The sequence below is a fragment of the Streptomyces actinomycinicus genome (genome assembly GCF_016741775.1).
GTDB lineage: Bacteria > Actinomycetota > Actinomycetes > Streptomycetales > Streptomycetaceae > Streptomyces > Streptomyces actinomycinicus.
The window spans coordinates 134,147-159,666 of record NZ_JAERRK010000019.1 but is presented as its reverse complement, the minus strand read 5'-3'; the positions used below and the strand labels follow the sequence as shown (position 1 = coordinate 159,666).

The 25,520-nt window shown below is 72.1% G+C and carries 20 protein-coding genes and 3 pseudogenes; 13 read left to right on the top strand and 10 right to left on the bottom strand.

Annotated features, from left to right (window positions below; all coding sequences use genetic code 11):
- Nucleotides 1–123: 123 nt before the first annotated feature.
- A complete protein-coding gene (locus tag JK359_RS29350; protein ID WP_201842007.1) occupies nucleotides 124–1,029 on the top strand; it encodes a metallophosphoesterase family protein in 906 nt (301 codons plus the stop codon).
- A complete protein-coding gene (locus tag JK359_RS29345) occupies nucleotides 977–1,672 on the top strand; it encodes a 4'-phosphopantetheinyl transferase family protein (protein WP_201842005.1) in 696 nt (231 codons plus the stop codon). The genes JK359_RS29350 and JK359_RS29345 overlap by 53 nt, the downstream gene beginning before the upstream one ends.
- Nucleotides 1,673–1,914: 242 nt before the next feature.
- Here JK359_RS29345 and JK359_RS29340 read toward each other — a convergent pair whose 3' ends face one another.
- The 3 genes from JK359_RS29340 to JK359_RS29330 all read right to left on the bottom strand — a co-directional run bounded on the left by JK359_RS29340 (nucleotide 1,915) and on the right by JK359_RS29330 (nucleotide 3,755).
- On the bottom strand, nucleotides 1,915–2,142 hold the full coding sequence (locus JK359_RS29340) for a hypothetical protein (protein WP_201842002.1): 228 nt from the start codon (nucleotides 2,140–2,142) through the stop codon (nucleotides 1,915–1,917).
- Nucleotides 2,143–2,526: 384 nt separating this feature from the next.
- The gene (locus JK359_RS29335; protein WP_201841999.1) at nucleotides 2,527–3,084 is read right to left on the bottom strand and encodes a toxin-antitoxin system, toxin component; all 558 of its coding nucleotides are present in this window, start codon (nucleotides 3,082–3,084) and stop codon (nucleotides 2,527–2,529) included.
- A gap of 14 nt (nucleotides 3,085–3,098) precedes the next feature.
- Nucleotides 3,099–3,755 (bottom strand): helix-turn-helix domain-containing protein, encoded by a 657-nt coding sequence (locus JK359_RS29330; RefSeq protein ID WP_201841996.1) that lies wholly within the window; start codon nucleotides 3,753–3,755, stop codon nucleotides 3,099–3,101.
- 258 nt (nucleotides 3,756–4,013) lie between these two features.
- Here JK359_RS29330 and JK359_RS29325 point away from each other — a divergent pair, with 258 nt between their 5' ends.
- The 9 genes from JK359_RS29325 to JK359_RS29285 all read left to right on the top strand — a co-directional run bounded on the left by JK359_RS29325 (nucleotide 4,014) and on the right by JK359_RS29285 (nucleotide 16,180).
- Nucleotides 4,014–4,685, top strand: coding sequence for an MmyB family transcriptional regulator (locus JK359_RS29325; protein ID WP_201841993.1), 672 nt, complete (start codon nucleotides 4,014–4,016; stop codon nucleotides 4,683–4,685).
- 146 nt (nucleotides 4,686–4,831) lie between these two features.
- On the top strand, nucleotides 4,832–5,830 hold the full coding sequence (locus JK359_RS29320) for a LacI family DNA-binding transcriptional regulator (RefSeq protein WP_201841991.1): 999 nt from the start codon (nucleotides 4,832–4,834) through the stop codon (nucleotides 5,828–5,830).
- 131 nt (nucleotides 5,831–5,961) lie between these two features.
- Nucleotides 5,962–7,314 carry an ABC transporter substrate-binding protein gene (locus tag JK359_RS29315; RefSeq protein ID WP_201841989.1) on the top strand — a complete coding sequence of 451 codons (1,353 nt, stop codon included), beginning with the start codon at nucleotides 5,962–5,964 and terminating at the stop codon, nucleotides 7,312–7,314.
- A gap of 5 nt (nucleotides 7,315–7,319) precedes the next feature.
- Nucleotides 7,320–8,273 carry a carbohydrate ABC transporter permease gene (locus JK359_RS29310; protein WP_201841987.1) on the top strand — a complete coding sequence of 318 codons (954 nt, stop codon included), beginning with the start codon at nucleotides 7,320–7,322 and terminating at the stop codon, nucleotides 8,271–8,273.
- Nucleotides 8,270–9,148 (top strand): carbohydrate ABC transporter permease, encoded by an 879-nt coding sequence (locus tag JK359_RS29305; RefSeq protein ID WP_201841985.1) that lies wholly within the window; start codon nucleotides 8,270–8,272, stop codon nucleotides 9,146–9,148. The genes JK359_RS29310 and JK359_RS29305 overlap by 4 nt, the downstream gene beginning before the upstream one ends.
- Before the next feature lie 32 nt (nucleotides 9,149–9,180).
- Complete coding sequence (locus JK359_RS29300) at nucleotides 9,181–10,788, top strand: glycoside hydrolase family 13 protein (RefSeq protein ID WP_201841983.1); 1,608 nt, start codon at nucleotides 9,181–9,183, stop codon at nucleotides 10,786–10,788.
- Between the two features lie 57 nt (nucleotides 10,789–10,845).
- The gene (locus JK359_RS29295) at nucleotides 10,846–13,023 is read left to right on the top strand and encodes a galactose-binding domain-containing protein (RefSeq protein WP_201841981.1); all 2,178 of its coding nucleotides are present in this window, start codon (nucleotides 10,846–10,848) and stop codon (nucleotides 13,021–13,023) included.
- 193 nt (nucleotides 13,024–13,216) lie between these two features.
- A complete protein-coding gene (locus JK359_RS29290; protein WP_201841978.1) occupies nucleotides 13,217–15,265 on the top strand; it encodes a phosphocholine-specific phospholipase C in 2,049 nt (682 codons plus the stop codon).
- A gap of 66 nt (nucleotides 15,266–15,331) precedes the next feature.
- Nucleotides 15,332–16,180, top strand: coding sequence for an LURP-one-related family protein (locus JK359_RS29285; protein ID WP_201841975.1), 849 nt, complete (start codon nucleotides 15,332–15,334; stop codon nucleotides 16,178–16,180).
- An 81-nt stretch (nucleotides 16,181–16,261) separates the two neighbouring features.
- On the opposite strand, the gene JK359_RS29280 is transcribed toward JK359_RS29285, so the two are convergent.
- Together JK359_RS29280 and JK359_RS29275 are read right to left on the bottom strand one after the other, a co-directional pair.
- Nucleotides 16,262–17,275, bottom strand: coding sequence for a DMT family protein (locus JK359_RS29280; protein ID WP_201841972.1), 1,014 nt, complete (start codon nucleotides 17,273–17,275; stop codon nucleotides 16,262–16,264).
- Nucleotides 17,272–18,072 (bottom strand): phosphatase PAP2 family protein, encoded by an 801-nt coding sequence (locus tag JK359_RS29275; protein WP_201841970.1) that lies wholly within the window; start codon nucleotides 18,070–18,072, stop codon nucleotides 17,272–17,274. Before JK359_RS29275 ends, JK359_RS29280 begins: the two co-directional genes overlap by 4 nt.
- A 204-nt stretch (nucleotides 18,073–18,276) precedes the next feature.
- Here JK359_RS29275 and JK359_RS29270 point away from each other — a divergent pair, with 204 nt between their 5' ends.
- On the top strand, nucleotides 18,277–18,891 hold the full coding sequence (locus tag JK359_RS29270; protein ID WP_201841966.1) for a TetR/AcrR family transcriptional regulator: 615 nt from the start codon (nucleotides 18,277–18,279) through the stop codon (nucleotides 18,889–18,891).
- A gap of 137 nt (nucleotides 18,892–19,028) precedes the next feature.
- Here the strand turns inward: JK359_RS29270 and JK359_RS29265 are convergent, their stop codons facing one another.
- Nucleotides 19,029–20,180 (bottom strand): DUF2510 domain-containing protein, encoded by a 1,152-nt coding sequence (locus JK359_RS29265; protein WP_201841963.1) that lies wholly within the window; start codon nucleotides 20,178–20,180, stop codon nucleotides 19,029–19,031.
- A 296-nt stretch (nucleotides 20,181–20,476) separates the two neighbouring features.
- On the opposite strand from JK359_RS29265, the pseudogene JK359_RS29260 reads away from it, so the two are divergent.
- A pseudogene (locus JK359_RS29260) lies at nucleotides 20,477–23,162 on the top strand (ATP-binding protein).
- A gap of 55 nt (nucleotides 23,163–23,217) precedes the next feature.
- Here the strand turns inward: JK359_RS29260 and JK359_RS29255 are convergent.
- From JK359_RS29255 to JK359_RS29240, 4 genes and pseudogenes are all read right to left on the bottom strand, one after another.
- A pseudogene (locus JK359_RS29255) lies at nucleotides 23,218–23,625 on the bottom strand (alpha/beta fold hydrolase); the annotation flags it as partial.
- Nucleotides 23,622–23,999 (bottom strand): annotated as a pseudogene (locus JK359_RS29250) (hypothetical protein); the annotation flags it as partial. The pseudogenes JK359_RS29250 and JK359_RS29255, both read right to left, overlap by 4 nt.
- Before the next feature lie 62 nt (nucleotides 24,000–24,061).
- Nucleotides 24,062–24,697: a CoA transferase subunit B gene (locus JK359_RS29245; RefSeq protein WP_201841960.1), complete on the bottom strand. Its 636-nt coding sequence runs from the start codon at nucleotides 24,695–24,697 to the stop codon at nucleotides 24,062–24,064.
- On the bottom strand, nucleotides 24,697–25,452 hold the full coding sequence (locus JK359_RS29240) for a CoA transferase subunit A (protein WP_201841957.1): 756 nt from the start codon (nucleotides 25,450–25,452) through the stop codon (nucleotides 24,697–24,699). Before JK359_RS29240 ends, JK359_RS29245 begins: the two co-directional genes overlap by 1 nt.
- Nucleotides 25,453–25,520 lie beyond the last annotated feature (68 nt).

Sequence of the window (25,520 nt, the reverse complement as noted above, 5' to 3'; positions counted from 1 at the left end):
CGACGCCGCGCGGCGAAGGTCCGAAGGGGGCAGGAACAGGACACGCGGGGACGGAAGCTCTTGTCCGGCGCCGCGTGCATGTGTTCTCGTGGTGCCATCGGGTGATCGGAAGGAGTGTGCGGGGTGGAGTCGACGGCCGGGGCCGGACAGCTACTGGCCATCAGCGACCTGCACATCGGTTATCCGGACAACCGCGCCCTGGTCGAGGACATGCGCCCGGACGGCGAGGACGACTGGCTGATCGTGGCCGGCGACGTCGCGGAGACCGTCGCCGACGTCCGCTGGGCCCTCGGCACGCTCGCGAGCCGCTTCCGCAAGGTGCTGTGGGCCCCGGGCAACCACGAGCTGTGGACCCATCCGAGCGATCCGGTCACCCTGCGCGGTGTCGCCCGCTACGAGCACCTGGTCGAGGTGTGCCGGGAGCTGGGCGTGGTCACCCCCGAGGACCCCTACCCCGTCTGGGACGGCCCCGGCGGCCCGGCCGTCGTCGCCCCGCTGTTCCTGCTGTACGACTACTCGTACCTCCCGGCCGGCTGCAGCACCAAGGCCGAGGGCCTGGCCTACGCGGAGAGCACGGGCATCGTCTGCAACGACGAGTACCTGCTGCACCCCGATCCGTATCCGACCCGTGAGGCCTGGTGCCGGGCACGGGTCGCGGAGACCGAGCGCAGGCTCGCCGAACTGCCCGAGGACCTCCCGACGGTCCTGGCCGGTCACTACCCCCTGGACCGGCACCCCACCGAGGTCCTGTGGCACCCGGAGTTCGCCATGTGGTGCGGAACCGGTCTGACAGCCGACTGGCACCGCCGGTTCCGGGTCGCCACCATGGTGTACGGGCATCTGCACATCCCGCGCACCACCTGGCACGACGGAGTCCGCTTCATGGAGGTCTCCGTGGGATACCCCCGCGAATGGCGCAAGCGTCCGGAACCGCCGGGAAGGCTGCGCCGTGTCCTGCCTATGGAGGTCGAAGCAGGTGATCGAGGAGTTGCTCCCGGCGTCGGTCGTGGCCGTGGAGGCCCACGCTGACGACCCGCTGTGGGATGCTCCGCTCTACCCGGCGGAGGAAGCGCTGGTCGCACGCGCGGTGGCCAAGCGCCGCCGTGAGTTCGCCGCCGTCCGTGGCTGCGCCCGGCGCGCCATGGAGAAGCTCGGCGTGCCGCCGCAGGCCGTCGTCAGCGGTGAGCGCGGCGCCCCGACCTGGCCCGACGGCATCCTCGGCAGCATGACCCACTGCGACGGCTACGGCGCTGCCGCCCTGGTCCGCGCCGGCGATCTCGCCTCCCTCGGTATCGACGCCGAACCGCACGGGCAGCTGCCGGAGGGCGTCGGAGCCACCGTCTTCCTGCCCGCCGAGATCGCGCGGCTGGACCGGCTGGCCGCGCAGTGGCCTGCCGTGCACTGGGACCGGATCCTGTTCAGCGCGAAGGAATCCGTCTACAAGGCGTGGTTCCCCCTCACCCGGAAGTGGCTGGACTTCTCCGAGGCCGACATCACCCTGCACGCGGCGTCCGACGGCCGGCCGCACGGCACCCTGCAGGCCCGCCTGCTCGTGCCGGGGCCCGTGGTCGGCGGTCACCAGCTGCAGGACTTCGAGGGCCGGTGGATCGTCCGCGACGGAGTGGCGGCCACGTCCGTCGTCGTCCCGCACCCCGGCGGGACACGGTCCTGACGACCGGTCAGGTACGGCTGCCGCCGGCCTCGGTGCCTCGCTCGCGGAGCTGAACGCCGTTCGATCGCTGCGGGCCGGACCGGCCACGGGGGCGGCAGGCGGCCGCCGTCGTCGCGGGGTCCCGCTGGTGACGGCGGCGGCGCGGTCCTGTCCGGTGGTCAGCGGTGGCGCGGTCCTGTCCGGTGGCCAGCGGTGGCGCGGTCCTGTCCGGTGGCCAGCGGTGGCGCGGTCCTGTCCGGTGGTCAGGCGGGCGGGCACCAGTCGTGCAGCAGCCGGAAGAACTCCGCCTCGTTGCCCGCGAGTCCCGCCCGGTCCAGCGCCTGCTCCGCCTCGGCCAGCACGGCGGGCGGTACGACGGCGGGCCGGCCGCCGTCCGGTGGTCCGTCGAAGGCGGCGCGCACGGTGTGCAGCAGCCGCAGGTAGGCCTGGACGGCGGTGCGTTCACGATCGGTCAGTAGGGCGGTGGGCATCGGTCGGCTCTCCCCGAGTAGGCGTCACGGTCACGCGCGCTGCGGCGCTCATGTCCAGCTTGCCGCCCACCACTGACAACGCCGTCCGGCTCCGCCCCGGTTCGCCCGCTCAGCCGAGGCGAAACCACACCAGGACCCCGGGCCGCCACGCCGGACTACCGGGCGGCCCAGGTACCCGCCTCTGTACGGCCGGGCCGCTCAGGTACCCGCCCCCGGACGGCCGGGCCGCTCAGGTACCCGCCCCGGACGGCCGGGCGGCTCAGGTGCCTGCTCCCTCGGGGACGGGCTGTGCGGGGTGTGATGGGGTGTGTCGAGGTGTGCCGGGGTGGGTGCGGACGGCCCGGCGGGCGGGACGCCGGGCCACCCGGGGCGCGGTGCTCCCGTTCAGCCCTGGGGGCCCGGGTAGCCCAGGGAGGCCCCGATGCGGCCGGCCACGCCGTCCCGCTGGACCGGGCCGCGCACCGCCGAACCGGCCAGCATGGCCCGGCACTTGCTGGCGAGCAGCAGGCCGAAGCTCTCGGCGTCCCGCTCCTCGGCGTGGTCGAATCGGGTACGGGCCGCGACCCGCTGCACCGCCGCCTGCAGCGCCTCCCGGTCGGTGTCCTCGAGGAGGAGCCGGGTGGCGGCGCCGACACCGTCCACATGGTGCCCGCTGTGGTCGGCCTGCATGTGCCACAGCTCGTGGCCCAGGATCACCAACTGGTGGCCGGGGGCGGTGCGCTCCTCCACGACGACGACGTCCCGGTCGGTCAGGTCGAGCCACAGCCCGCTGGCCGTGCCGGGCGGGAAGACGGCCGTACGGAAGTGCACGGGGCGGCCCCGGCGGCGGCTCATCGCGTCGCACAGCGCGCGGTACAGCTCTTCCGGTGCCGCGGGCGCGGGCAGGGTCAGCCCGCCCACCAGTTCGTTGCACAGCCGGCGCATGTCCCTGCCGATGCCCACAGTCCTCCCCCGGCTCACGATTCGGGCCGCTTGACGCTCTCCAGGAGCATGTCCAGCCACTCGGCGACCTTGTCCCGGTGCTGGTCGGTGGGCAACTGGGCGGCCCGCCAGGCGATGCCGCGTACGCCGTGGTCCTGCAGCAGCCGCTCCAGCGGGTCGGCGGCGGTCTCGGCGGCGGCCCGCTCCCGGTCGGCGAGCTTCTGCAGCAGTTCCTGTTCGGTGCGCTGCAGCGTGCCCGCCAGTGCCTCGGGGTCCTCGGCGGTGAGGAAGCCGGCGTGCACGCGGAAGAAGCGCTGCAGGGCGTCGCAGTGCTCCATGGTGGGCCGCCGGTCCCCGTTGATCAGGGCGCCGGCCTGCTGCCGGGACATGCCCGCGCCGTCGGCGATCTCCTGCTGGGTGTACTTGCGCCCGCCGGGCTTCAGCCGGGTCCGGCGCAGCAGGTCCAGGCGCTGCAGGAAGCGGGCCTGGACGTCCGGCTCACCCGCGGGCCGACCGCTGAGCAGGGCCTTGACCACCGGCTCCGGCACACCGCAGGCGACGGAGAGCCGTCCGACGTCGAAGACCTCGGCATGCGGTACGCCGAGCCGGTCGGCGAGCGCGGTGACGCGGGCGACGACGGCCGGCAGCTGGGCGGTCGCCGAGGCGCCCGGATCCTCATAGCCATCCGTCACCGACAGAACTCCTACGTCTCTCAAGGGCTTCAGATGCGTGCGTGCTTCAGATGCGTCCGTGCTTCTCACGAGCGATCGCCGTGAACTTCCCGGAGAGTAGCGGGTGTCTCGAACTCACATCCAGGTGTCGCCACAACTGTGGCGAATTTCAGCCGTCAACCGGCATGAAATGCCACGATAGTTGACACGACTCTTGCCGGGGCAGCAGGATCGCAACGCCGCGTGAAAGGCCGCAGAGGCAAGAGGGGTGACCTCCCGATGGCACATCAGGCAGGAGGGCAGCGGCCGGCACCGCGGCCCGTCCCCGAGACATGTGAGAACCAGGCGTACCTGCAGGACTACGCCCTGCTGATGGACCATCTGTCCTGCCCGTCCCTGGTCGTCGACCGCCACTGGGACGTGGTCATGGCCAACAGCGCATTCGAGTCACTTTTCCGCGGTGTGCGCCCCCACCCGACCGCCATGCCGGAGGACAACTTCCTGCGGTTCGTGCTCTTCCACCCGGACGCGGGCGAGGTCCTCGGCGAGCACGAGGCGGGCTGGTGCCTGCCGATGCTGGCCGAGCTGCGGTCCGCCCTGGAGGCGCACGGGCACGACCACGAACTCCAGACCCTGCGCCGGGAGATCGCCCAGGACCCGATCATGGAGGCCGCCTACCGGCAGGGCCTGCCGCACTGGATCCGGGCCGTCGGCGAGGCCGCGACCCGCCTCGACGGGGCCGTACGCCTCCTGCACCACCCGGACCCGCGCCGCGGGCCCACCGAGTGCCGCGTCATCGAGGAGTCGCCGCAGCCGCTGCGGGACCTGGGACTGCGCCGGCTGTCCCTGGTCCCGCGCGAGCCGCGCCGGCCCGCCGCGCCGGTGCGCCGACCGCGCCGCCAGAAGGGCGCGGCCACCCACCTGACGGTCGTACCGTCACCCGAGAGCTGACCCGGCACCGCCGGCGTTCAGGTCGCCGGCGGCGCCGGGTCGGCTGTACCCGCCGCCCGGCCCGGCTGCTCCCCCCGGCCCGGCCTCCCGGATCCTCGTCGCCACTTACGCAAGCAGCTTGCGTAACTTGCGCTAGTCTTGCGCGCATGACGCGACGACTTGCGGAAGTGGCGAAGAAGGTCGGGGTCAGCGAGGCCACGGTCAGCCGGGTGCTCAACGGCAAGCCCGGAGTCTCCGACGCCACCCGGCAGGCGGTCCTGACGGCGCTGGACGTCCTCGGTTACGAGCGCCCCACCCAGCTGCGCGGCGAACGCGCCCGTCTGGTCGGCCTGGTCCTGCCCGAGCTGCAGAACCCCATCTTCCCGGCGTTCGCCGAGGTCATCGGCGGTGCGCTGGCCCAGCTCGGACTCACCCCGGTGCTCTGCACGCAGACCAAGGGCGGTGTCTCGGAGGCGGACTACGTCGAACTCCTGCTGCATCAGCAGGTCTCGGGCGTGGTCTTCGCCGGCGGCCTGTACGCCCAGGCCGACGCGCCGCACGACCACTACCGGCTGCTCGCCGACCGCAACATCCCGGTCGTCCTCGTCAACGCGGCCATCGAACACCTCGGCTTCCCGGCCGTGTCCTGCGACGACACCGTGGCCGTCGAGCAGGCCTGGCGCCACCTGGCCTCCCTCGGCCACGAACGCATCGGCCTGGTGCTCGGCCCTGGCGACCACGTGCCCTCGGCACGCAAGCTGGCCGCCGCCCGGGCGATCGCCGGTGACCTCCCGGACGAGTTCGTCGCCCGCGCCATCTTCTCCCTCGAGGGCGGCCACGCCGCCGCCTCCCGGCTGATCGACCGCGGCGTCACCGGCATCATCTGCGCCTCCGACCCGCTGGCCCTCGGTGCCGTCCGGGCGGCCCGCCGCAAGGGGTACGCCGTTCCGGGCCGGATCTCCGTCGTCGGCTACGACGACTCGGCGTTCATGAACTGCACCGAACCCCCGCTGACCACCGTCCGCCAGCCCATCGAGGCCATGGGCCGCGCGGCCGTCGAGCTGCTGAACGCGCAGATCGGCGGCACCTCCGTGCCTGCCGAAGAACTGCTCTTCGAGCCCGAGCTGGTGGTACGCGGCTCCACCGCGCAAGCCCCGCGCGACTGAACCTCCGGAAGATCCATCCCGCTGTCAATTAATTACAGATCCTGCGCGACATCTTGCGGTCAGATGTCGGCGGTGCTTGAGTGTGCGGCGCCCACCCGCTCCTGCCCATGAGTGCCATGAGGGGTCCACCGATGAGACACACCGGGTTCCGCCGTACCGTCCTCGCGATCGGCGTCAGTTCCTCCCTCGCCCTCGCCGCCACCGCCTGCGGGTCCGATGACGACGGGCCGGCGAGCGGCAGGACCCGCATCACGGTCAACTGCGAGCCGCCCAGGAGCGCCGAGGTCGACCGCGGCTTCTTCGAGGCGGACGTCGCCTCCTTCGAGGAGCGCAACCCGGACATCGACGTCGTCGCGCACGACGCCTTCCCCTGCCAGGACCCGAAGACCTTCGACGCCAAGCTCGCCGGCGGCCGGATGGAGGACGTGTTCTACACGTACTTCACCGACGCCGCGCACGTCGTCGACGTCGGACAGGCCGCCGACCTCACTCCGTACCTCAAGGAACTGAAGAGCTACGACAGCATCCAGAAGCAACTGCGGGACATCTACACCGTGCACGGCAAGGTCTACGGCATACCCCGCACCGGCTACTCCATGGGACTGATCTACAACCGCGCCCTCTTCCGGAAGGCCGGCCTGGACCCCGACGAGCCCCCGGCGACCTGGGCCGAGGTCCGCGCCGCCGCGAAGAGGATCGCCGCACTCGGTGACGGCACCGTCGGATACGCCGACTACAGCGCGCAGAACCAGGGCGGCTGGCACTTCACCGCCGAGCTGTACTCCCAGGGCGGCGACGTCGTCGACGCGGACGGGAAGAAGGCCACCGTCGACACCCCCGAGGGCCGTGCCGTCCTGCAGAACCTGCACGACATGCGGTGGACCGACGACTCCATGGGCAGCAAGCAGCTCCTCGTCATCAACGACGTGCAGCAGATGATGGGTTCGGGCAAGCTCGGCATGTACCTCTCCGCCCCCGACAACATCCCGATCCTGGTCAAGGAGAAGGGCGGCGACTACAAGGACCTCGCGCTCGCCCCCATGCCCGGCGGCAAGGGCACCCTCATCGGCGGCGACGGCTACATGTTCAACAAGCACGACACGCCCGCCCAGATCCGCGCCGGCCTGAAGTGGCTCGACCACATGTTCCTCACCCCCGGCAAGGGCTTCCTCGGCGACTACGCCCGCGCCAGGAAGAACGACGCCCCCGTCGGCCTGCCCGAGCCGCGCCTGTTCACCGGCGCCGCCGACACGAAGGACCAGCAGGCCAAGAAGGCCGACGCAAACGTCCCGGTGGAGAACTACCAGGCGTTCCTCGACGGCAGCCGGCAGCTCCAGCTGAAGATCGAACCGCCTCACGCGCAGCAGATCTACTCCGTCCTCGACTCCGTCGTGTCCGCGGTGCTGACCAAGGAGGACGCCGACATCGACCAGCTGCTGAAGGACGCGTCCGGAAAGATCGACGGCATCCTGGCCCGGAGCTGACCGGGATGACGAAGACGGCCGAGCGGCGCCGCGTCACGAAGGCCGCCGCCCACCAAGTCCCGGCGCCGCCCCCGGTGCGGGACTCCAGGCGGCGCCGCCTGACCGACCAGCTCCGTGCCTACGGCTTCCTCCTCGGCGGCCTGCTCTGCTTCGCCCTGTTCTCCTGGTACCCGGCGATCCGGGCGGTCGTCATCGCCTTCCAGAAGTACACGCCCGGCTCACCGCCCGCGTGGGTCGGCACCGACAACTTCACCCGGGTCCTGCACGACCCCGAGTTCACCGCCGCCTGGCGCAACACCCTCACCTTCACCCTGCTGGCCCTGCTCATCGGCTTCGCGATCCCCTTCGTGCTGGCCCTCGTCCTCAACGAACTGCGGCACGCCAAGGCGTTCTTCCGGGTCGTCGTCTACCTGCCGGTGATGATCCCGCCGGTGGTCAGCGCACTGCTGTGGAAGTGGTTCTACGACCCGGGAGCCGGCCTCGCCAACGAGACCCTGCGCTTCCTGCACCTGCCCACCTCGAACTGGTCCAACGGCGCCGACACCGCGCTCGTCTCCCTGGTGATCGTGGCCACCTGGGCCAACATGGGCGGCACCGTCCTCATCTACCTGGCCGCCCTGCAGTCCATCCCCGGCGAGCTGTACGAGGCCGCCGAACTGGACGGCGCCGGCCTGCTGCAGCGCGTCCGGCACGTCACGATCCCGCAGACCCGGTTCGTGATCCTGATGCTGATGCTCCTTCAGATCATCGCCACCATGCAGGTGTTCACCGAGCCCTTCGTCATCACCGGCGGCGGCCCGGAGAACGCCACGGTCACCGTCCTCTACCTCATCTACAAGTACGCCTTCCTCTACAACGACTTCGGCGGCGCCTGCGCCCTCAGCGTCATGCTGCTGCTCCTGCTCGGCGCCTTCTCCGGGGTCTACCTGCGGCTCACCCGGACCGAGGGGGACGCATGAGCAGTACCCGCACCCTGATCTCCCCGGCCGCCCTCGCCCGCCCGCGCGGAAAGGCCGTCTACTGGACGGTGTTCACGGCCGTCGTCGTCCTCTTCGCCGTGGCCTTCCTCTTCCCGGTCTACTGGATGGTGACCGGTGCGCTGAAATCCCCGGACGAGGTGGCCAGGACCCCGCCGACGCTGCTGCCGGAGCACTGGCACCCCGGCGGCTACACCGACGCCTGGGACCTCATGCAGCTCCCGCAGCACCTGCTCAACACGCTCGTCCAGGCGGCCGGCGCCTGGGCCTGCCAGCTCGTCTTCTGCACGGCCGCCGCCTACGCCCTGTCCAGGCTGAAGCCCGCCTTCGGCAAGGTGGTCCTCGGCGGCATCCTCGCCACCCTCATGGTCCCGGCGCAGGCCCTGGTCGTACCGAAGTACCTGACGGTCGCCGACCTGCCGCTGATCCACACCAGCCTGCTCGACGACCCCCTCGCCATCTGGCTGCCGGCGGTCGCCAACGCCTTCAACCTGTACCTGCTCAAACGGTTCTTCGACCAGCTGCCGCGCGATGTGCTGGAGGCCGCCGAGATCGACGGCGCCGGCAAGCTGCGGATCCTGTGGTCCGTCGTCCTGCCCATGTCCCGGCCGGTGCTCGGCGTGGTGTCGATCTTCGCGCTGGTCGCCGTCTGGCAGGACTTCCTGTGGCCGCTCATGGTCTTCTCCGACACCGGCAAGCAGCCGATCAGCGTGGCCCTGGTCCAGCTGTCGCAGAACATCCAGCTCACCGTGCTCATCGCCGCGATGGTGATCGCCAGCGTCCCGATGGTCGCGCTGTTCCTCGTCTTCCAGCGGCACATCATCGCGGGGATCAGCGCGGGCAGCACCAAGGGCTGACGCCGCCGCCCGTCCAGAGAAAGGCAAGCTCAGTGGGACAGCCCACCCCTGCCCGAAAAGACCGTGACTGGTGGCGCTCCGCCGTCATCTACCAGGTGTACGTCCGCAGCTTCGCCGACGGTGACGGCGACGGCACCGGCGATCTCGCGGGCGTCCGCACCCGGCTGCCGTACCTGGCCGAACTCGGCGTGGACGCCCTGTGGTTCACCCCCTGGTACCTCTCACCGCTGAAGGACGGCGGCTACGACGTCGCCGACTACCGGACCATCGACCCGGCCTTCGGCACCCTCGCCGAAGCCGAGAAGCTGATCGCCGAGGCGCGGGAGCTGGGCATCCGCACCATCGTCGACATCGTGCCCAACCACGTCTCGGACCAGCACCCCTGGTTCCGGGCGGCACTCGCCGCCGGGCCGGGCAGCCCGGAGCGCGAACTGTTCCACTTCCGGCGCGGCCGCGGCGCGCGAGGCGAACTCCCGCCGAACGACTGGCCGTCGCAGTTCGCCGGCTCCACCGAGCCGGTGTGGACCCGGCTGCCCGACGGCGACTGGTACCTGCACCTGTTCACGCCCGAACAGCCCGACCTGAACTGGGCCCACCCGGCCGTCCGCCAGGAGCACGAGGACATCCTGCGCTTCTGGTTCGAGCGGGGTGTCGCCGGCGTCCGCATCGACTCGGCGGCCCTGCTCGCCAAGGACCCGGACCTCCCCGACCTCGCCGCGCACCCGCGGCCGCACCCCTTCGTCGACCGCGACGAACTCCACGACGTCTACCGCTCCTGGCGCCGCGTGGCGGACGAGTACGACGGCGTGTTCGTCGGCGAGGTCTGGCTGCCCGACCCCGGGCGTTTCGCACGCTACCTGCGCCCCGACGAACTCCACACCGCCTTCAACTTCTCCTTCCTGTCCTGCCCCTGGGACGCCGCCCGGCTGCGCGAGGCGATCGACACCACCCTCGCCGAGCACGCCCCCGTCGGCGCCCCGGCCACCTGGGTGCTGTGCAACCACGACGTCACCCGCACGGTCACCCGGTACGGCCGCGAGGACACCGCCTTCGACTTCGCGACCAAGGCCTTCGGCACGCCGGCCGATCCGGTGCTCGGCACCCGCAGGGCGCGGGCCGCCGCCCTGCTCTCCCTGGCCCTGCCCGGCGCGGTGTACCTCTACCAGGGGGAGGAACTGGGCCTGCCCGAGGCCGAGATCCCGGCCGGCCGCATCCAGGACCCGATGTACCTCCGCTCGCGGGGGACCGACCCCGGCCGCGACGGCTGCCGGGTGCCGCTGCCGTGGGCCGCCGGACTGCCGTACGCGGGATTCGGCTCCCGCAAGGAGCCCTGGCTGCCGCAGCCGCCCGACTGGCCCATGTACGCCGTCGACCGCCAGCAGCGGGACCCCCACTCCATGCTCACCCTGTACCGCAGGGCCGTCGCCCTCCGTCCGGAGTTCGGCGAGGGCCCCCTGACCTGGCTGCCCGCCCCCGAGGGCGTGCTCGCCTTCTCCCGCGCGGACGGAGTGCTGTGCGTGGTGAACCTCGCGCCCACGCCCGCAGGCCTCCCCGCGCACTCCCGACTCCTGCTCGGCAGCGGCCCCCTGGACGAGTCGGGCCGGCTGCCGCAGGACACGGCGGCCTGGCTGCGCGCCTGAGCCGCGCCCGTACGCACCTTGCTATCCCACGCACCCCCACCACGAAGGGATCAGCACATGCACAGCAGCAGCGCCGGACACGTCAGGCGCGTGCCGGCGGCCGGGGCGGTCGTCGCCTTCGCCGCCGGCATGCTCGTCACCCTCGCACCGGCCGCCCACGCGGCGGCGGGGGCCACGCTTCCGTTCACCTCCGTGGAAGCCGAGTCGGCGACCACCGACGGCACGAGGATCGGGCCCGACCACACCCAGGGCACCCTCGCCTCGGAGGCCTCCGGCCGCCAGGCCGTCCGGCTCTCCGCCGGACAGCGGGTGGAGTTCACCGCGCCGCGCACGGCCAACGCGCTGAACGTGGCCTACAGCGTCCCGGACGGCCAGTCCGGTGCGCTGAACGTGTACGTCAACGGCACCAGGCTCGCCAAGACCCTCCCGGTCACCTCCAAGTACTCCTACATCGACACCGGCTGGATCCCCGGTTCGAAGACGCACCACTTCTTCGACGACACCCGGCTGCTGCTCGGGCAGACCGTCCGGGCCGGCGACAAGGTCGCCGTCGAGGCGGCGGGCGTCCAGGTCACCGTCGACGTCGCCGACTTCGAGCAGGTGGCCCCGGCCGCCGGCCGGCCCGCCGGCTCCGTGTCCGTCGTCGCCGAGGGCGCCGACCCCAGCGGCAACGGCGACTCCACCCAGGCCTTCCGGGACGCCATCGCCGCCGCCCAGGGCGGCACGGTCTGGATCCCGCCGGGCGACTACCGCATCACCTCCTCGCTGAACGGCGTGCAGAACGTGACCCTGCAGGGCGCCGGCAGCTGGTACTCGGTCGTGCACACCTCCCGTTTCATCGACCAGTCCAGCTCCGCCGGGAACGCCCGGATCAAGGACTTCGCCGTCATCGGCGAGGTCACCGAGCGTGTCGACTCCAGCCCCGACAACTTCGTCAACGGCTCCCTGGGCCCGAATTCGTCGGTCTCCGGCATGTGGCTGCAGCACCTGAAGGTCGGCCTCTGGCTCACGGGCAACAACGACAACCTCGTGGTGGAGGACAGCCGCATCCTCGACACCACGGCCGACGGCCTCAACCTCAACGGCACCGCCAAGGGCGTCCGCGTCCGCAACAACTTCCTGCGCAACCAGGGCGACGACTCCCTCGCCATGTGGTCGCTGTACTCCCCGGACACGGACTCCAGCTTCGAGAACAACACGATCTCGCAGCCCAACCTGGCCAACGGCATCGCCGTCTACGGCGGCACCGACATCACCGTGCGGAACAACCTGATCTCCGACACCAACGCCCTCGGCAGCGGTATCGCCATCTCCAACCAGAAGTTCCTCGACCCCTTCAGCCCGCTGGCCGGCACCATCACCGTCGACGGCAACACGCTCGTCCGCGCGGGCGCGATGAACCCCAACTGGAACCACCCCATGGGCGCCCTGCGCGTCGACTCCTACGACAGCGCCATCAACGCCACCGTCGACATCACCGACACCACGATCACCGACAGCCCGTACAGCGCCTTCGAGTTCGTCTCCGGCGGCGGGCACGGCCACCCGGTGAAGAACGTCCATGTGGCCGGCGCGACCGTGCGGAACACCGGGACGGTCGTGGTCCAGGCCGAGGCACAGGGCGCGGCCACGTTCAAGAACGTCACCGCCACCCAGGTCGGGGCGGCCGGCGTCTACAACTGCCCCTACCCGGTGGACTCCGGCTCCTTCGTGCTCACCGACGGCGGCGGCAACTCCGGCTGGTCCTCCACCTGGACGGACTGCACCACCTGGCCCCGGCCCGGACAGGGCAACCCCGACCCGGACCCGAACCGCAACCTCGCCAAGGGCCGCCCGGCCACCGCGACCGGCTCCCAGGACGTCTACACGCCGGGCAAGGCGGTCGACGGCGACGCGAACTCGTACTGGGAGTCCACCAACAACGCCTTCCCGCAGTCCTGGACGGTGGACCTCGGCGCCTCCTACGCCGTGCGCCGCCTGGTGCTGAAACTGCCGCCGTCCCCGGCCTGGGCTGCCCGTACCCAGACCATCACCGTGCTCGGCAGCACCGACGGCTCCCACTACTCGACCGTCGTGGGCGCGCAGGGGTACCGCTTCGACCCGGCCGGCGGCAACACCGCGACCGTGTCCCTGCCCAGCGGTACGAACCTGCGCCACCTGTGCCTGACCGTCAGCGGCAACACCGGCTGGCCCGCGGGCCAGTTCAGCGAGGGGGAGGCGTACCAGACGCCCTGACGCGCCTCTCGTGCGCTCCTGGCCCCGCCCGGGGCCAGGAGCGCACCGCCGTACCCGCACCGCACGGACCGTCGAGTTTCACGTGGGCGACACCAGACCCTTCCCTGACGTTTGCTGCTCTTGGAACACTCGCTCCGCGCAGATTCCGTCATGCGACGGCAGCACGTACGTCAGGACGAGAGGACTCTCACCCATGCCCGAGGTCAACCGGCGGCGCTTCCTGCAACTCGCGGGCGCCACCACGGCGTTCACGGCGCTGTCCAGCAGCATCCAGCGTGCGGCGGCCCTGCCCGCCGTCTACCGCACAGGATCGGTGGACGACGTCGAGCACATCGTCGTCCTCATGCAGGAGAACCGTTCCTTCGATCACTACTTCGGCTCCCTCCGGGGCGTCCGCGGCTTCGGCGACCCCCGTTCGGTCACCCAGAACGGCCGTTCCGTCTGGAAGCAGTCCGACGGCACGAAGGACATCCTCCCCTTCCACCCGGACGCCGACGACCTGGGCCTGGCCTTCCTCCAGGACCTCCCGCACGGCTGGAACGACACCCACAGCGCCGTCAACAACGGCAAGTACGACAAGTGGGTGCCCGCCAAGGGATCGACGACGATGGCGTACCTCACGCGTGACGACATCCCCTTCCACTACGCCCTCGCGGACGCCTTCACCATCTGCGACGCGTACCACTGCTCCTTCATGGGTTCCACCGACCCCAACCGCTACTACATGTGGACGGGCTTCACCGGCAACGACGGCAAGGGCGGCGGCCCGGTCCTCGGCAACGACGAGAAGGGCTACGGCTGGACGACGTACCCCGAGCGCCTGGAGCAGGCCGGGATCTCCTGGAAGATCTACCAGGACATCGGCGACGGCCTGGACGCGGCCGGCGGCTGGGGCTGGATCAACGACGCCTACCGCGGCAACTACGGCGACAACTCGCTCCTGTACTTCGACAAGTACCGCAACGCCAAGCCCGGCGACCCGCTGTACGACAAGGCCCGTACCGGCACGGACGCCCGCAGGGGCGAGGGCTACTTCGACCGGCTGAAGGCGGACGTCCAGGCGGGCAGGCTGCCCCAGGTCTCCTGGATCGTCGCCCCCGAGGCCTTCACCGAGCACCCCAACTGGCCCGCGAACTACGGCGCCTGGTACATCTCGCAGGTGCTGGACGCGCTCACCTCCAACCCCGAGGTGTGGGGCAGGACAGCGCTGTTCATCACCTACGACGAGAACGACGGCTTCTTCGACCACCTGATCCCGCCCTACCCGCCGGCCTCCGCCGCCCAGGGCAAGTCGACCGTGACCCCGACGCCGGACCTGTTCAAGGGTGACAGCAGCCATGTCGCCGGTGCCTACGGACTCGGCCAGCGCGTGCCGATGCTCGTCGTCTCGCCCTGGAGCAAGGGCGGCTACGCCTGTTCCGAGACCTTCGACCACACCTCGATCATCCGGTTCATCGAGCGCCGCTTCGGTGTCCAGGAGCCCAACATCTCGCCCTGGCGGCGTGCCATATGCGGCGACCTGACCAGCGCCTTCGACTTCTCCCGCCAGGACACCGCGCCGGTGTCGCTGCCTTCCACGGCCGGCTACCTGCCGCCGGACCGCAACCGGCACCCGGACTACGTGCCCAAGCCGCCCGCCAATCCCTCCCTGCCCCGGCAGGAGGCCGGCTGCCGCCCGACCCGCCCGCTGAAGTACGCCCCGGCGGTGGACGGCGCGGCGGACACCACGGCCGGCAAGTTCACGCTCACGTTCGCCTCGGGGGCGAACGCGGGCGCGGCCTTCCTCGTCACGTCAAACAGCCGCACCGACGGTCCCTGGACGTACACCACGGAGGCCGGCAAGACGCTCTCGGACACCTGGAACTCGGTGTACTCCGGCGGCAACTACGACCTCGCCGTGCACGGTCCCAACGGCTTCCTGCGCGTCTTCAAGGGCCGCAACAAGGTGGCCGGCCCCGAGGTCACGGCCCGGCACGTGGGCGACGACGTCGAACTCACCTTCACCAACAAGGGCTCCGGCACGGTGAGCCTGAAGCTGGCCGACGGCTACGGCGCCGGCCCCGTCGCGGTGTCCGTCCGGCCGGGCGCGACCGTGAAGCGGACGGTGGCCCTCGCGGCGAGCAAGCGCTGGTACGACCTGACCGTCACCTCCGACGCCGATCCGGCCTTCCTGCGCGGCTTCGCGGGTCACGTCGAGAACGGGCTGCCCGGCGTCAGCGACCCGGCGATCCTGACGGGGTGAGCGGACGATGAGCACCGCTCCGTGCGGACTGGTCAGGTACTGGTCAGATCAAGGTAGTGTGCCCCGGTGACCACGCAATCGAACACTCCTGCAGGCTGGTACCCGGATCCGCACGGAGCGGCGCAGACGCTCCGCTACTGGGACGGCACGCAGTGGACCGAGCACACCAACCCGGCCCAGCAGGCCGCCGGGCAGGTTCCGCCGCAGCAGGCCCCGGCCCAGCAGGCCGCCTTCCCGCAGCAGCAGGCCGGCGACGCCAAGGTGCAGCGCCAGGTGCAGAAGCAGGCCGGCGTCGCGGGCGGCGGCCCCGGCGGCGGCACCCTCTTCACCGAGCCCGTCCTGGTCGTGAACCAGAAGGCCAAGCTGATCGAGCTGACCAACGAGTACAAGGTCATGGATCAGAACGGCCGCGAGATCGGCTCGGTCACCCAGGTCGGCCAGGGCGTGCTCCGCAAGATCCTCCGCTTCGTCTCCAGCCTCGACCAGTTCCTCACCCACAAGCTGGAGATCCGCGACGCCTACGGCCAGCCGCAGCTGCTGCTGACCCGGCCCGCGAAGATCTTCAAGTCCCGGGTGATCGTGAGCCGCCCGGACGGCTCGCCGGTCGGTGAGATCGTCCAGAAGAACATGATCGGCAAGATCAACTTCGCGATGATGGCGAACGGCCAGCAGGTCGGCGCGATCAAGGCGGAGAACTGGCGCGCCTGGAACTTCGCGATCGTCGACCACGCGGACAACGAGGTCGCCCGGATCACCAAGACCTGGGAGGGCCTCGCCAAGACGCTGTTCACGACGGCGGACAACTACGTCCTGCAGATCCACTACCAGCTGCCCGAGCCGCTGCTGAGCCTGGTGGTGGCGACGGCGCTGACCGTCGACACCGCCCTCAAGCAGGACGCCCGCGGCTGGGGCTGACCGGCCCGGGACCCTTCGGCGACGGCGGCCGGTGCACGCGGATGTCTCCCGCGCACCGGCCGCCGCCGCACGTGCAGGTGCTCACAGTGCCGTGAGGTGCCCCGGCTGTTCCTTCTGGCGCGGTACCAGGGCCGGTTCGGACGTGGCCGTCCGGGGTTCCAGCGCCAGTACGGCCGCCACCGGGTGCTCGTCGTGCGCGTGGTGCCCGCCGTGGCCGTACTCATGGTGCGCGCCGCGCCCGCCGTCGTCTTCGGGCTGTGCGGCGTGGCCGGTTCCGGGGGCCGCCCGGGTGAGCAGCACCACGCCCCACGCGGCCAGCCCCGCGCCGGCCAGGGCCCCCAGCACCCCGGCGGCGCCGCCCTGCAGGCCCTGCCCGAGCAGGGTGATCCCGATCACGGCGGCGGCCGTCGGGTTGGCGAGCGTGACCACGGCCAGCGGGGCGCCCAGGCCGCCCCGGTAGGCCGTCTGCGACAGCAGCAGCCCGCCGACCGCGAACCCGGCGACCAGGACGGCGACCACGATCACCTCGGTGCTCAGCACCGGTCCCGAGCGGTCCGTGGCCGCCACGGTCACCGTCTGGGTGAGCGCGGAGGCCACACCGGAGGCGAAGCCGGCCGCGGTGGCGTGCCTGAGGCCCGGCCGGGCGCCGGGCCGGGACAGCAGACCGATCGCCGCGGCGGTCGTACCGGCGACCGCCAGCGCCTCGGTCAGCGACAGCACCCGGGCCGGCGCCGGCCCGGAGGCGGTGACCAGCAGCCCGGCGAGCCCGAGCAGGGTCAGCGCCGTGCCGCGCCACTCCACCGCGCTGACCCGGCGCCCGGCCGCCCGCGCGCCCAGCGGCACGGCGGCGACCAGGGTGAGCGCGCCCAGCGGCTGGACGACGGTCAGCGGGCCGTACTTCAGGGCGACGACGTGCAGCAGCGCGGCGGCGGCGTTCAGCCCGACCGCCGACCACCAGGCGCCGGTGCCCAGCAGCCGCACCAGACCGGTTCCGGCGCTGCGCGAGGCGAGGCGTTCCTGGGCGACGGCGGCCAGCGCGTAGGCCACGGCCGACACCAGGGACAGGGCGAGGGCGGCCAGCGCCGCGGCGCTCATCGGGCCGCTCCCGCCAGGACGGGCTCGGGCGCCGAGAGCCGGCCGGTGCCGCACCCCGCCGTGGTGGCCGTGCGCCGTGGCGGGTGGATGACCGCGAGGGCCAGGCCGAGCATGGCCGTGGCGACGATCGCGTCCAGCCAGTAGTGGTTCGCGGTGCCGACGATCACCAGCAGGGTGACCAGCGGGTGCAGCAGCCACAGCCATCGCCACCGGGACCGGGTGGCCGCGATCAGGCCGATCGCCACCATCAGCGCCCAGCCGAAGTGCAGCGACGGCATCGCCGCGAACTGGTTGGACAGGTGGTCGCTGGACGGCGGCCCGTACACGGACGGGCCGTAGGCGCGGGCGGTGTCCACCAGGCCGGTCCCGGTCACCATCCGCGGCGGGGCCAGCGGGAAGGTGAAGGGCAGCACGAGGGCGGCCGCGGTGACGACGGCGAGCACCCGCCGGGCCCAGACGTAGTGCGCGGGCCGCCGCAGGTACAGCCAGATCAGGAAGGCGAGCGTGGCCGGGAAGTGGACGGTCGCGTAGTAGGTGTTCGCCAGGTGGACGAGGGTGTCGCCGTGCAGCAGTGCGGACTGCACGGCGTTCTCGTGGGGGAGGTGCACGTCCCGCTCGAGGTGCCACACCCGGCGGGCGTTGTGGAACGCCTGTGCGGTGTGCCCCGTCGCCAGCTGCCGGCCCAGCTTGTAGACCAGGAACAGCCCGGCGACCAGCAGGAACTCACGTATCAGAGACGGGCGTGCCGAAGTGTTCGGCTCGGCTCCCGCCTCCCCAGGCTCGGTTCGGGCATTCATCCCCCGGCCCCTTCGCTGACGGTGGTGCGTGTGGTGGTGCATGCGTGGTTCGGGGTGCGTCCGCGGGGTCCCGGTGCGTGGAATCCAGCGATACGTTGCCGTACCGATACGCCAGTGTACCGATACGGCTGAGTACCGGTACACTGGCGTATCGATTGATGTGCGACACACTGGAGAACAGGCACCAGAGAGGGGAAGCAGCACATGACGTCGCAGGCCGCGGACGAACCGGAGACGGTCGTCGCCTCGCGCCGCTCCAAGATCACGCCCGAGCGTGAGCGGGAGTTCTTCGACGCCGTGCTGGAGCAGATCCGGGAGTGCGGATACGAGTCCGTCACCATGGAGGGCGTCGCGGCCAGCACCCGGTGCAGCAAGTCCACGCTCTACCGGCAGTGGAAGACCAAGCCGCAGTTCGTCGCGGCCGCGCTGCGCGCCAACCGCCGGGTGCGGTTCACCGGCATCGACACCGGATCGCTGGCCGACGACCTGCGCCAGGCCGCGCGCGCCGCGGGCGACTGGTCCGCCAAGGACACCAAGCTGCTCCAGGCGCTGGGCCACGCGATGACCTCGGACCAGGAACTGTCCAGGGCGCTGCGCGAGGCACTGATCGACCCGGAGATCGCCGCGCTGCAGGAGATGCTCGCGCGGGGCGTGGCCCGGGGCGAGATCCGATCGGACCACCCGGCGCTGGAGTACGTACCCGCCATGATGCTCGGCGTCCTGCGGGTGCGACCGGTGCTCTGCGGCGAGTACGCCGACTCCGACTACCTCGCCCGGTTCGTGGAGGCCGCCGTGCTGCCGGCACTCGGGCTGACCTGAGACCCAGGCCGCCGTTCACGGGATGACTGAACGGTGACCTGCCCGCGCCGCACCGTGGGGACGGGGGCGGCGCGCACCCCCGGCCGGGTGGGGTTCCTCTTGAGCGGAGGGGAATCCCACCCGGCCGATCGCGTTCCTCAGACGTTCTGGCCGTCGCCACCGCCGGACGAGACCTTGATGCCCTTGACGATCTCGTCCATGACGGACTGCTTCTGCCCGACGTCCACGCCGAAACGCAGCACGACCATCCGCCGGGCGGCGCCGGGGGAGGGGAACGCGACCGACTCCACGTAGCCGTCGGCGCCCTTGCTGGTGACCGCCTTCCAGCGCACCAGATAGCCCTTCTGCCCGGCCACCGTGACCGCCGCGGAGGCCAGCACCTCGTGCTTGGTGATGCCGCCGTAGGCGGAACCGCCGTAGGACAGCTTGGCGTTGGCCGCGATGTCCGCCTTGGCGACCTCCTCCGGCGTGCCACCCGCGAGGCCCAGCTTCTGCGCCGGCACCGTGTAGGCGCCGCCCGCGGTGCACTGCTCGGCCGGGTCGCCCGGACACTCGTAGACGTCGCCCGAGTCCAGCTGTGCGCCGACGGGGTTCGCCTGCCCGGTCCAGCCCTTCGGCACCTGCAGGCTGACGCCGTTGACCCCGTCGTGCACCGTGCCGCCGCCCTTGATCTTCGGCGGCGCGGACCGATCCGGGGACGGGGAGGCGCCGTCGGAACCGCCCGGGCCCCCCGAACCGCCGGAGCCGCCGCTTCCGCCCGAGCCGCCGTTCCCGCCGAACGGGCCGCCCCGGCCGCCGTCCTGGCCGCCTCCCGGCTCCTGCTGCGACCCCGCCCGGTCACCGTTGCCGCCGTCGCGCTGGGCGAGGGCGTACACGCCCACCCCGATGCACACCAGTACCGCGGCCGCCACCGCGGCGGCTATGCCGTTGCGCAGTCCGCGCCGCGGCCCGGCCGGCGGCCGGCCGGGCTGTCCCGGATACCCCGGCTGCCCTGGATACCCCGGATATCCCGAAGACCCCGGATACGTCGGAGGCCCCGGATATGCCGGATGCCCGCCGTACCCCGCCGGAGCGGTGGGCGCCGGACCGGTCTGCGGGTGTCCCGGACCGGTCTGCGGGTGTCCCGGGCCGGCCGGCGCCGGGTGTGCCGGGGGATCCCATGGGGCGGCCGTCCCGGCGGGGCGGGTCCGGTCCGTCCAGGCCTTGCCGTCCCACCAGCGCTCGGTGGGCGGACCGTCGTTCGTCTGCCCGGGGTCGGGATACCACCCGGGAGGAGTCACCTGCGTCATGACCCCACCGTATGAGGCGACGGTGAAAGTGCGATGAGAGGATCCGGCACCGGCCCCGCGGACCGTACCCTTTCGCCCGGAATTCCTCCGCCGCCCCTCCCGCCCACCCGCCACCGGCGGCCCCACGGAGACACTGTTGACGCCCCGTCCGCTGGTCGGACAGGTCCGTGCGTCGCCTGCCGTGCCCCTCTTTCACCCGCCCGGGCAACAGCCGGCACGACCTGCCACCACGCACCCCACGGGACGGCTACGCTCGTGCTCTGTACGTCATTCGGGCGACCTGGGGAGGTAACGGGATGACGGAGGGACGGCCGCCGGCGGCTGCCTCGGGTTCCCTGTGGGAGCGGGACGCCGAGATCGCCACCGCCGTGCAGGCACTCGACGTCCTGTGCGCCGACCAGTCGTCCGCGGGCAGCCTGCTGGTGTTCCGGGGCGAGGCCGGACTCGGCAAGACCGCGCTGCTGACCGAGCTGCGCCGGATCGCCGAACACCGCGGCTGCACCGTCTGGTCGGCCCGTGGTGCCGAGACCCTGAGATCCGTCCCGTTCAACGTGGTGCGGCAGCTGCTCCAGCCCGCACTGCTGTCCTTACTGCCCGAGGAAGCCCGCGAGTACCTCGGCGACTGGTACGAGATCGCCGGCCCCGCCCTCGGTATAGCCGACCCTCAAGAGGGCAACGCCGACCCGCAGTACGTCTGCGACGGACTCGTCGCGGCCGTGCGCCGGCTCGCCCGCCGCGAATGGCCGCTGGTGCTGCTCCTCGACGACGCGCACTGGGCCGACCAGGAGTCGCTGCGCTGGCTCGCCGCGTTCACCGAACGCCTGGACGACGTCTCGGTCCTCCTCGTGGTCGCCCGCCGGCCCGGTGAGGTCAGCGGGGACAGCGCCCGCCACCTCGACGCGGTGGCCGCCGCCGCGGGCCGGCCCGTCCACAACCTCAGCGCGCTCACCCCGGACGCCGCCGCCGGACTGACCCGCGCCACCATCGGCCGGCACGCCGACGATCCGTTCTGCCGCGAGGTCTGGGCCGTCACCGGCGGCAACCCCTACGACACCGTCGAACTCCTCGCCAAGGTGCAGGACAGCGAACTCCAGCCCGTCGAGGCGCGGGCCGCCGAGCTGCGCGCCCTCAACCGCGCGGCCCGCGGCGGCGGACTGGTCGACCGGCTCAAGGGCCTCGGTCTGGAAGCCACCCGGTTCGCCTGGGCCGCCGCCATCCTCGGCACCGGCATCACCGTCGAGATGGTCGCCCGCCTCGCCACCATGAACGACGAACTCGCCCGGTACTGCGCCGAACTGCTCTGCAACTCCCGCATCCTCACCGAACCCGACCCGCTTCCCGGCACCGAGCACGTCTACGGTGAGCTGGAGTTCGTCCACCCGCTGATCGCCACCGCCGTCTACAACTCCATTCCGCCCGGCGTCTGCACCGCCATGCACGGTGTCGCCGCGCAGCTCATCACCGAGATGGGCCGCGGCGCCGCCGAGGCCGCCCGGCACCTGCTGAAGGTGCACCCGGACGACGACGAGGAACTCGTCGAGCAGCTGCGCGAGGCCGCCCGCGAGCACCTCGCCGTCGGCGCGCCCGACGCGGCCCGCCGCTGCCTGGAACGCGCCCTGGAGGAGCCGCCGCTCCCGGAGGTGCACGCACACGTCCTCTACGAACTGGGCTGCGCCACGCTCCTGACCAACCCCGCTGTCACCCTCGACCACCTGCAGAGCGCCCTCGCCATGCCCGGCCTCGACGGGAACGAACGCGTCGACGCCGTGGTCCGCCTCTCCCAGGCGCTGCTCCACAACGACCAGCTGGAGGAGGCCGTCCGCACGGTCGAGGCCGAAGCGGCACGGCACGAGGCCGGCCCCGTCCGTATGCGGCTGCAGGCCTTCCAGTTCATGTGGGAGAACATCCACGGCGAGACCGTCTCCCCGGCCCGCTCCCGGCGCCTGGCCGAACTGGCGAGCACCTGCACCGGCCGCGACAACGCCGAACGCGCCCTGCTGATCCTGCGCGGCTTCGACGCGATGACCCACGGGGAGAGCGCCGACGAGGTACTCGAACTGTGCGACCGCGCCCTCGTCAACGGCCGCCTCGCGCCCGGCCTCGGCTGGACCGACACCGAGTGGGGCATGGAGCTGCTGATGATGCTCGGCAGCGCGTACGCCTACGCCGACCGGCTGGACCGGGCCGAGAGCCTGTTCGCCGAGGCCCGGCGCGTCTACACCGGAGCCGGCTGGCGCGGCGGCCACCTGTCCCTGGCCAACGCGTTCCTCGGCCTCGCCTACCGCAGACAGGGCCGGCTGCGGGACGCCGAGTCCACCCTGCGCGAGGGCCTGGCGCTCGCCGAACGCGTCGGCCGCCGCCTGCCGCTGTACTGGTCCTCCACCTGCGGACTGGTCGACACGCTCCTCGCCCGCGGCCGGGTGGACGAAGCCTGGTCGGTCGCCGAACAGTACGGCTTCACGCCGCCGTACCCGTCCACCATCGTGCTGCCCGACATCCGTTCCGTGCGGGGCCGGCTGCTGCTCGCCGTCGGCCGCACCGAGGAGGGCGTCAACGAGCTGGAGGCCGCCGAGAAGACGGCCACCTCGCGCGGCGGCCACAAACCCGGTCCTCGCGCCCTGGTCCATCGGCCTCGCCAAGGCCCTCGCCGTCTCGGACCCGGCCCGGGCCACCCAGCTCGCGGCCGACGCCCGGCGGCAGGCCGAGCGGTTCGGCACGGACACCGCCATCGGCGAGGCCCTGCGCTGCGCCGCCGCCCTGGAGACGGGGCAGCGGGCGGTCCAGCTCGCCGCCCAGGCCGTCACGTACCTGGAGGCCTCGCCCTGCCAGTACGAACACGCCGCGGCCCGTGTCGAGTACGGCATCGCCGCCCGCTCGGTCACCGAACTCAACCGCGGCCTGGACCTCGCCCGGGCCTGCGGCGCGGAGGGACTGGTCGCCCAGGCCCGGGAGGTACTGGAAACCGGCCGCGGCCTGCACTGAAAGCGCCACACGGCCGGCAGCCGCCGAAAGGGGCCGCCGGCCGGTGCCCGCTCAGCCGGCGCGCCCGCTCCGCCCGCTCCCGCCAGGGTGCCTCCCCTCCGAAGTGGGCCGAGGAGCACAGCACCGCCAGGGAGGACAGCCGCTCGGGGTGGTGGACGGCCAGGTGCAGACCGACGGCGCCGCCGAGGGAGACGCCCGCGTACGCTAACCGGTCGACGCCCAGCGCGTCGGCCAGCTCCAGCACCAGCGCGACGAGGTCCCCCACGGTCGCGCCCGGCCCGATCAGATCCGCCGCCGAACCCCCGTGCCCGGGCAGGTCGAAGCGGACCACCCGGTGCCCGGCGGACAGTTCGGGTGCCACCTGGTCCCAGAGGGCGAACGAGGTGCCGAGCGAGGGCCCGAGCAGCACGGCGGGAGCCGAAAGCGGCCCCTCTTGGAGATGGTTGAGGAGTCTCACGGTCAGCGTCGCTCCAGCGCACGGTCGGTGAGCGGTCCGGCGAACCCGGTGTAGTGGGCCGGGGCGCAGAGGTCGTCCAGGTCGACACCCTGCAACTCCGGCTGCTCGGCGAGGAGATCGCGCAGCGGGCGGTCCTCGGCACGGGCCCGGCCGGCCAGTTCGGTCAGCAGCTCCCCGGCGCCGACGGAGCCGTACAGCGTGGCAGCGAGCTGCGGGGCACGCCGGGCCGCGGCCGCGAGCAGCGTGGCCCGTACCGGGTTCGCCTTGTGTGGCATGGCCGGCGAGCCGCCGCCGTCGCCCTCGCTCACCTCGCCGATCTCGGCGCGCGACAACGTCAGGACGTCCGCGGCGAGCTTGCCCAGTGCCCCCGCCGCGAAGGCCCGCTTGGCGTAGGCGGCGCGCGCTGCGGCGATCTCCTCGTCGACGGCGGCTTGGGTGAGGCTCATGGGGTCTCCCGGAGTTCGGCGGCGGTGCGGGCGACGACGTCCTCCACGGTCACGCCGGGCGCGGTCTCCACCAGGACGAGCCCCGCGTCCGTGACGTCCAGCACCGCCAGGTCCGTGATGACCCGGTTCACGCACGCCTTGCCCGTGAGCGGCAGGGTGCACTGCTCCACCACCTTCGAGGAGCCGTCCTTCGCGGTGTGGGTCATGACGACGACCACCCTGCGGGCGCCGTGCACCAGGTCCATGGCGCCGCCGATCCCGGTGATCAGCTTGCCGGGAACCGCCCAGTTGGCGAGGTCCCCGCCCGCGGACACCTGCATCGCCCCCAGCACGGCCACGTCGATGTGCCCGCCCCGGATCATCGCGAAGCTCAGCGCCGAATCGAAGAAGGAAGCCCCCGGCAGGACCGTTACCGTCTCCTTGCCGGCGTTGATCAGGTCCGGGTCGATCTCCTCGTCGGTGGGATAGGGACCGGTGCCGAGGATGCCGTTCTCCGACTCCAGGACCACCTCCACTCCCGGCGGAAGGTGGTTCGGGATCAGCGTCGGCAGGCCGATGCCCAGGTTGACGTACTGCCCGTCCTGCAGTTCACGGGCCGCGCGGGCGGCCATCTCCTCGCGCGTCCAGGCCATCAGCTGCTCACCGTCCGCTGCTCGATCCGCTTGTCCGCCGCCTGCCCGGGGGTGAGCGCCACGACCCGCTGCACGAAGATCCCCGGCAGGTGCACCGCGTCCGGCTCGATCCCGCCGGGGTCGACCAGTTCCTCCACCTCGGCGATCGTGATCCGGCCGGCCATGGCGGCCAGGGGGTTGAAGTTCCGGGCTGACTTGTTGAAGACGAGATTTCCGTGCCGGTCCCCGCGCGCGGCCCGGACCAGCCCGAAGTCCGTGCGGATGCCCCGCTCCAGGACGTACTCCACGCCGTCGAACTCCCGGACCTCCTTGGGCGGCGAGGCCAGGGCGACCCCGCCGGAACCGTCGTGGCGCAGGGGCAGTCCGCCGTCGGCGACCTGGGTGCCGACTCCGGCCGGGGTGTAGAAGGCGGGGATCCCGGCGCCGCCGGCCCGCAGCCGCTCGGCCAGAGTGCCCTGGGGGATCAGCTCCACCTCCAGCTCGCCGGCCAGATACTGGCGGGCGAACTCCTTGTTGGCCCCGATGTACGAGCCGGTGACCCGGGCGATCCGTCCCGCGGCCAGCAGCACCGCCAGCCCGGACTCCATGGCCCCGCAGTTGTTCGACACCACGCTCAGCCCGCCGACGCCACGCTCGTACAGCGCCTCGATCAGCACGTTCGGCACACCGCTCAGCCCGAACCCGCCGACGGCGAGCGAGGCGCCCTCCGGCACATCGGCCACCGCCTCCGCGGCCGTGGCGACCACCTTGTCCATCCGTGAGCCTCATCTCTTCAATTAATCAGCGCACTGACCATTTCAGCGAGGTGCTCATCACGCTGTCA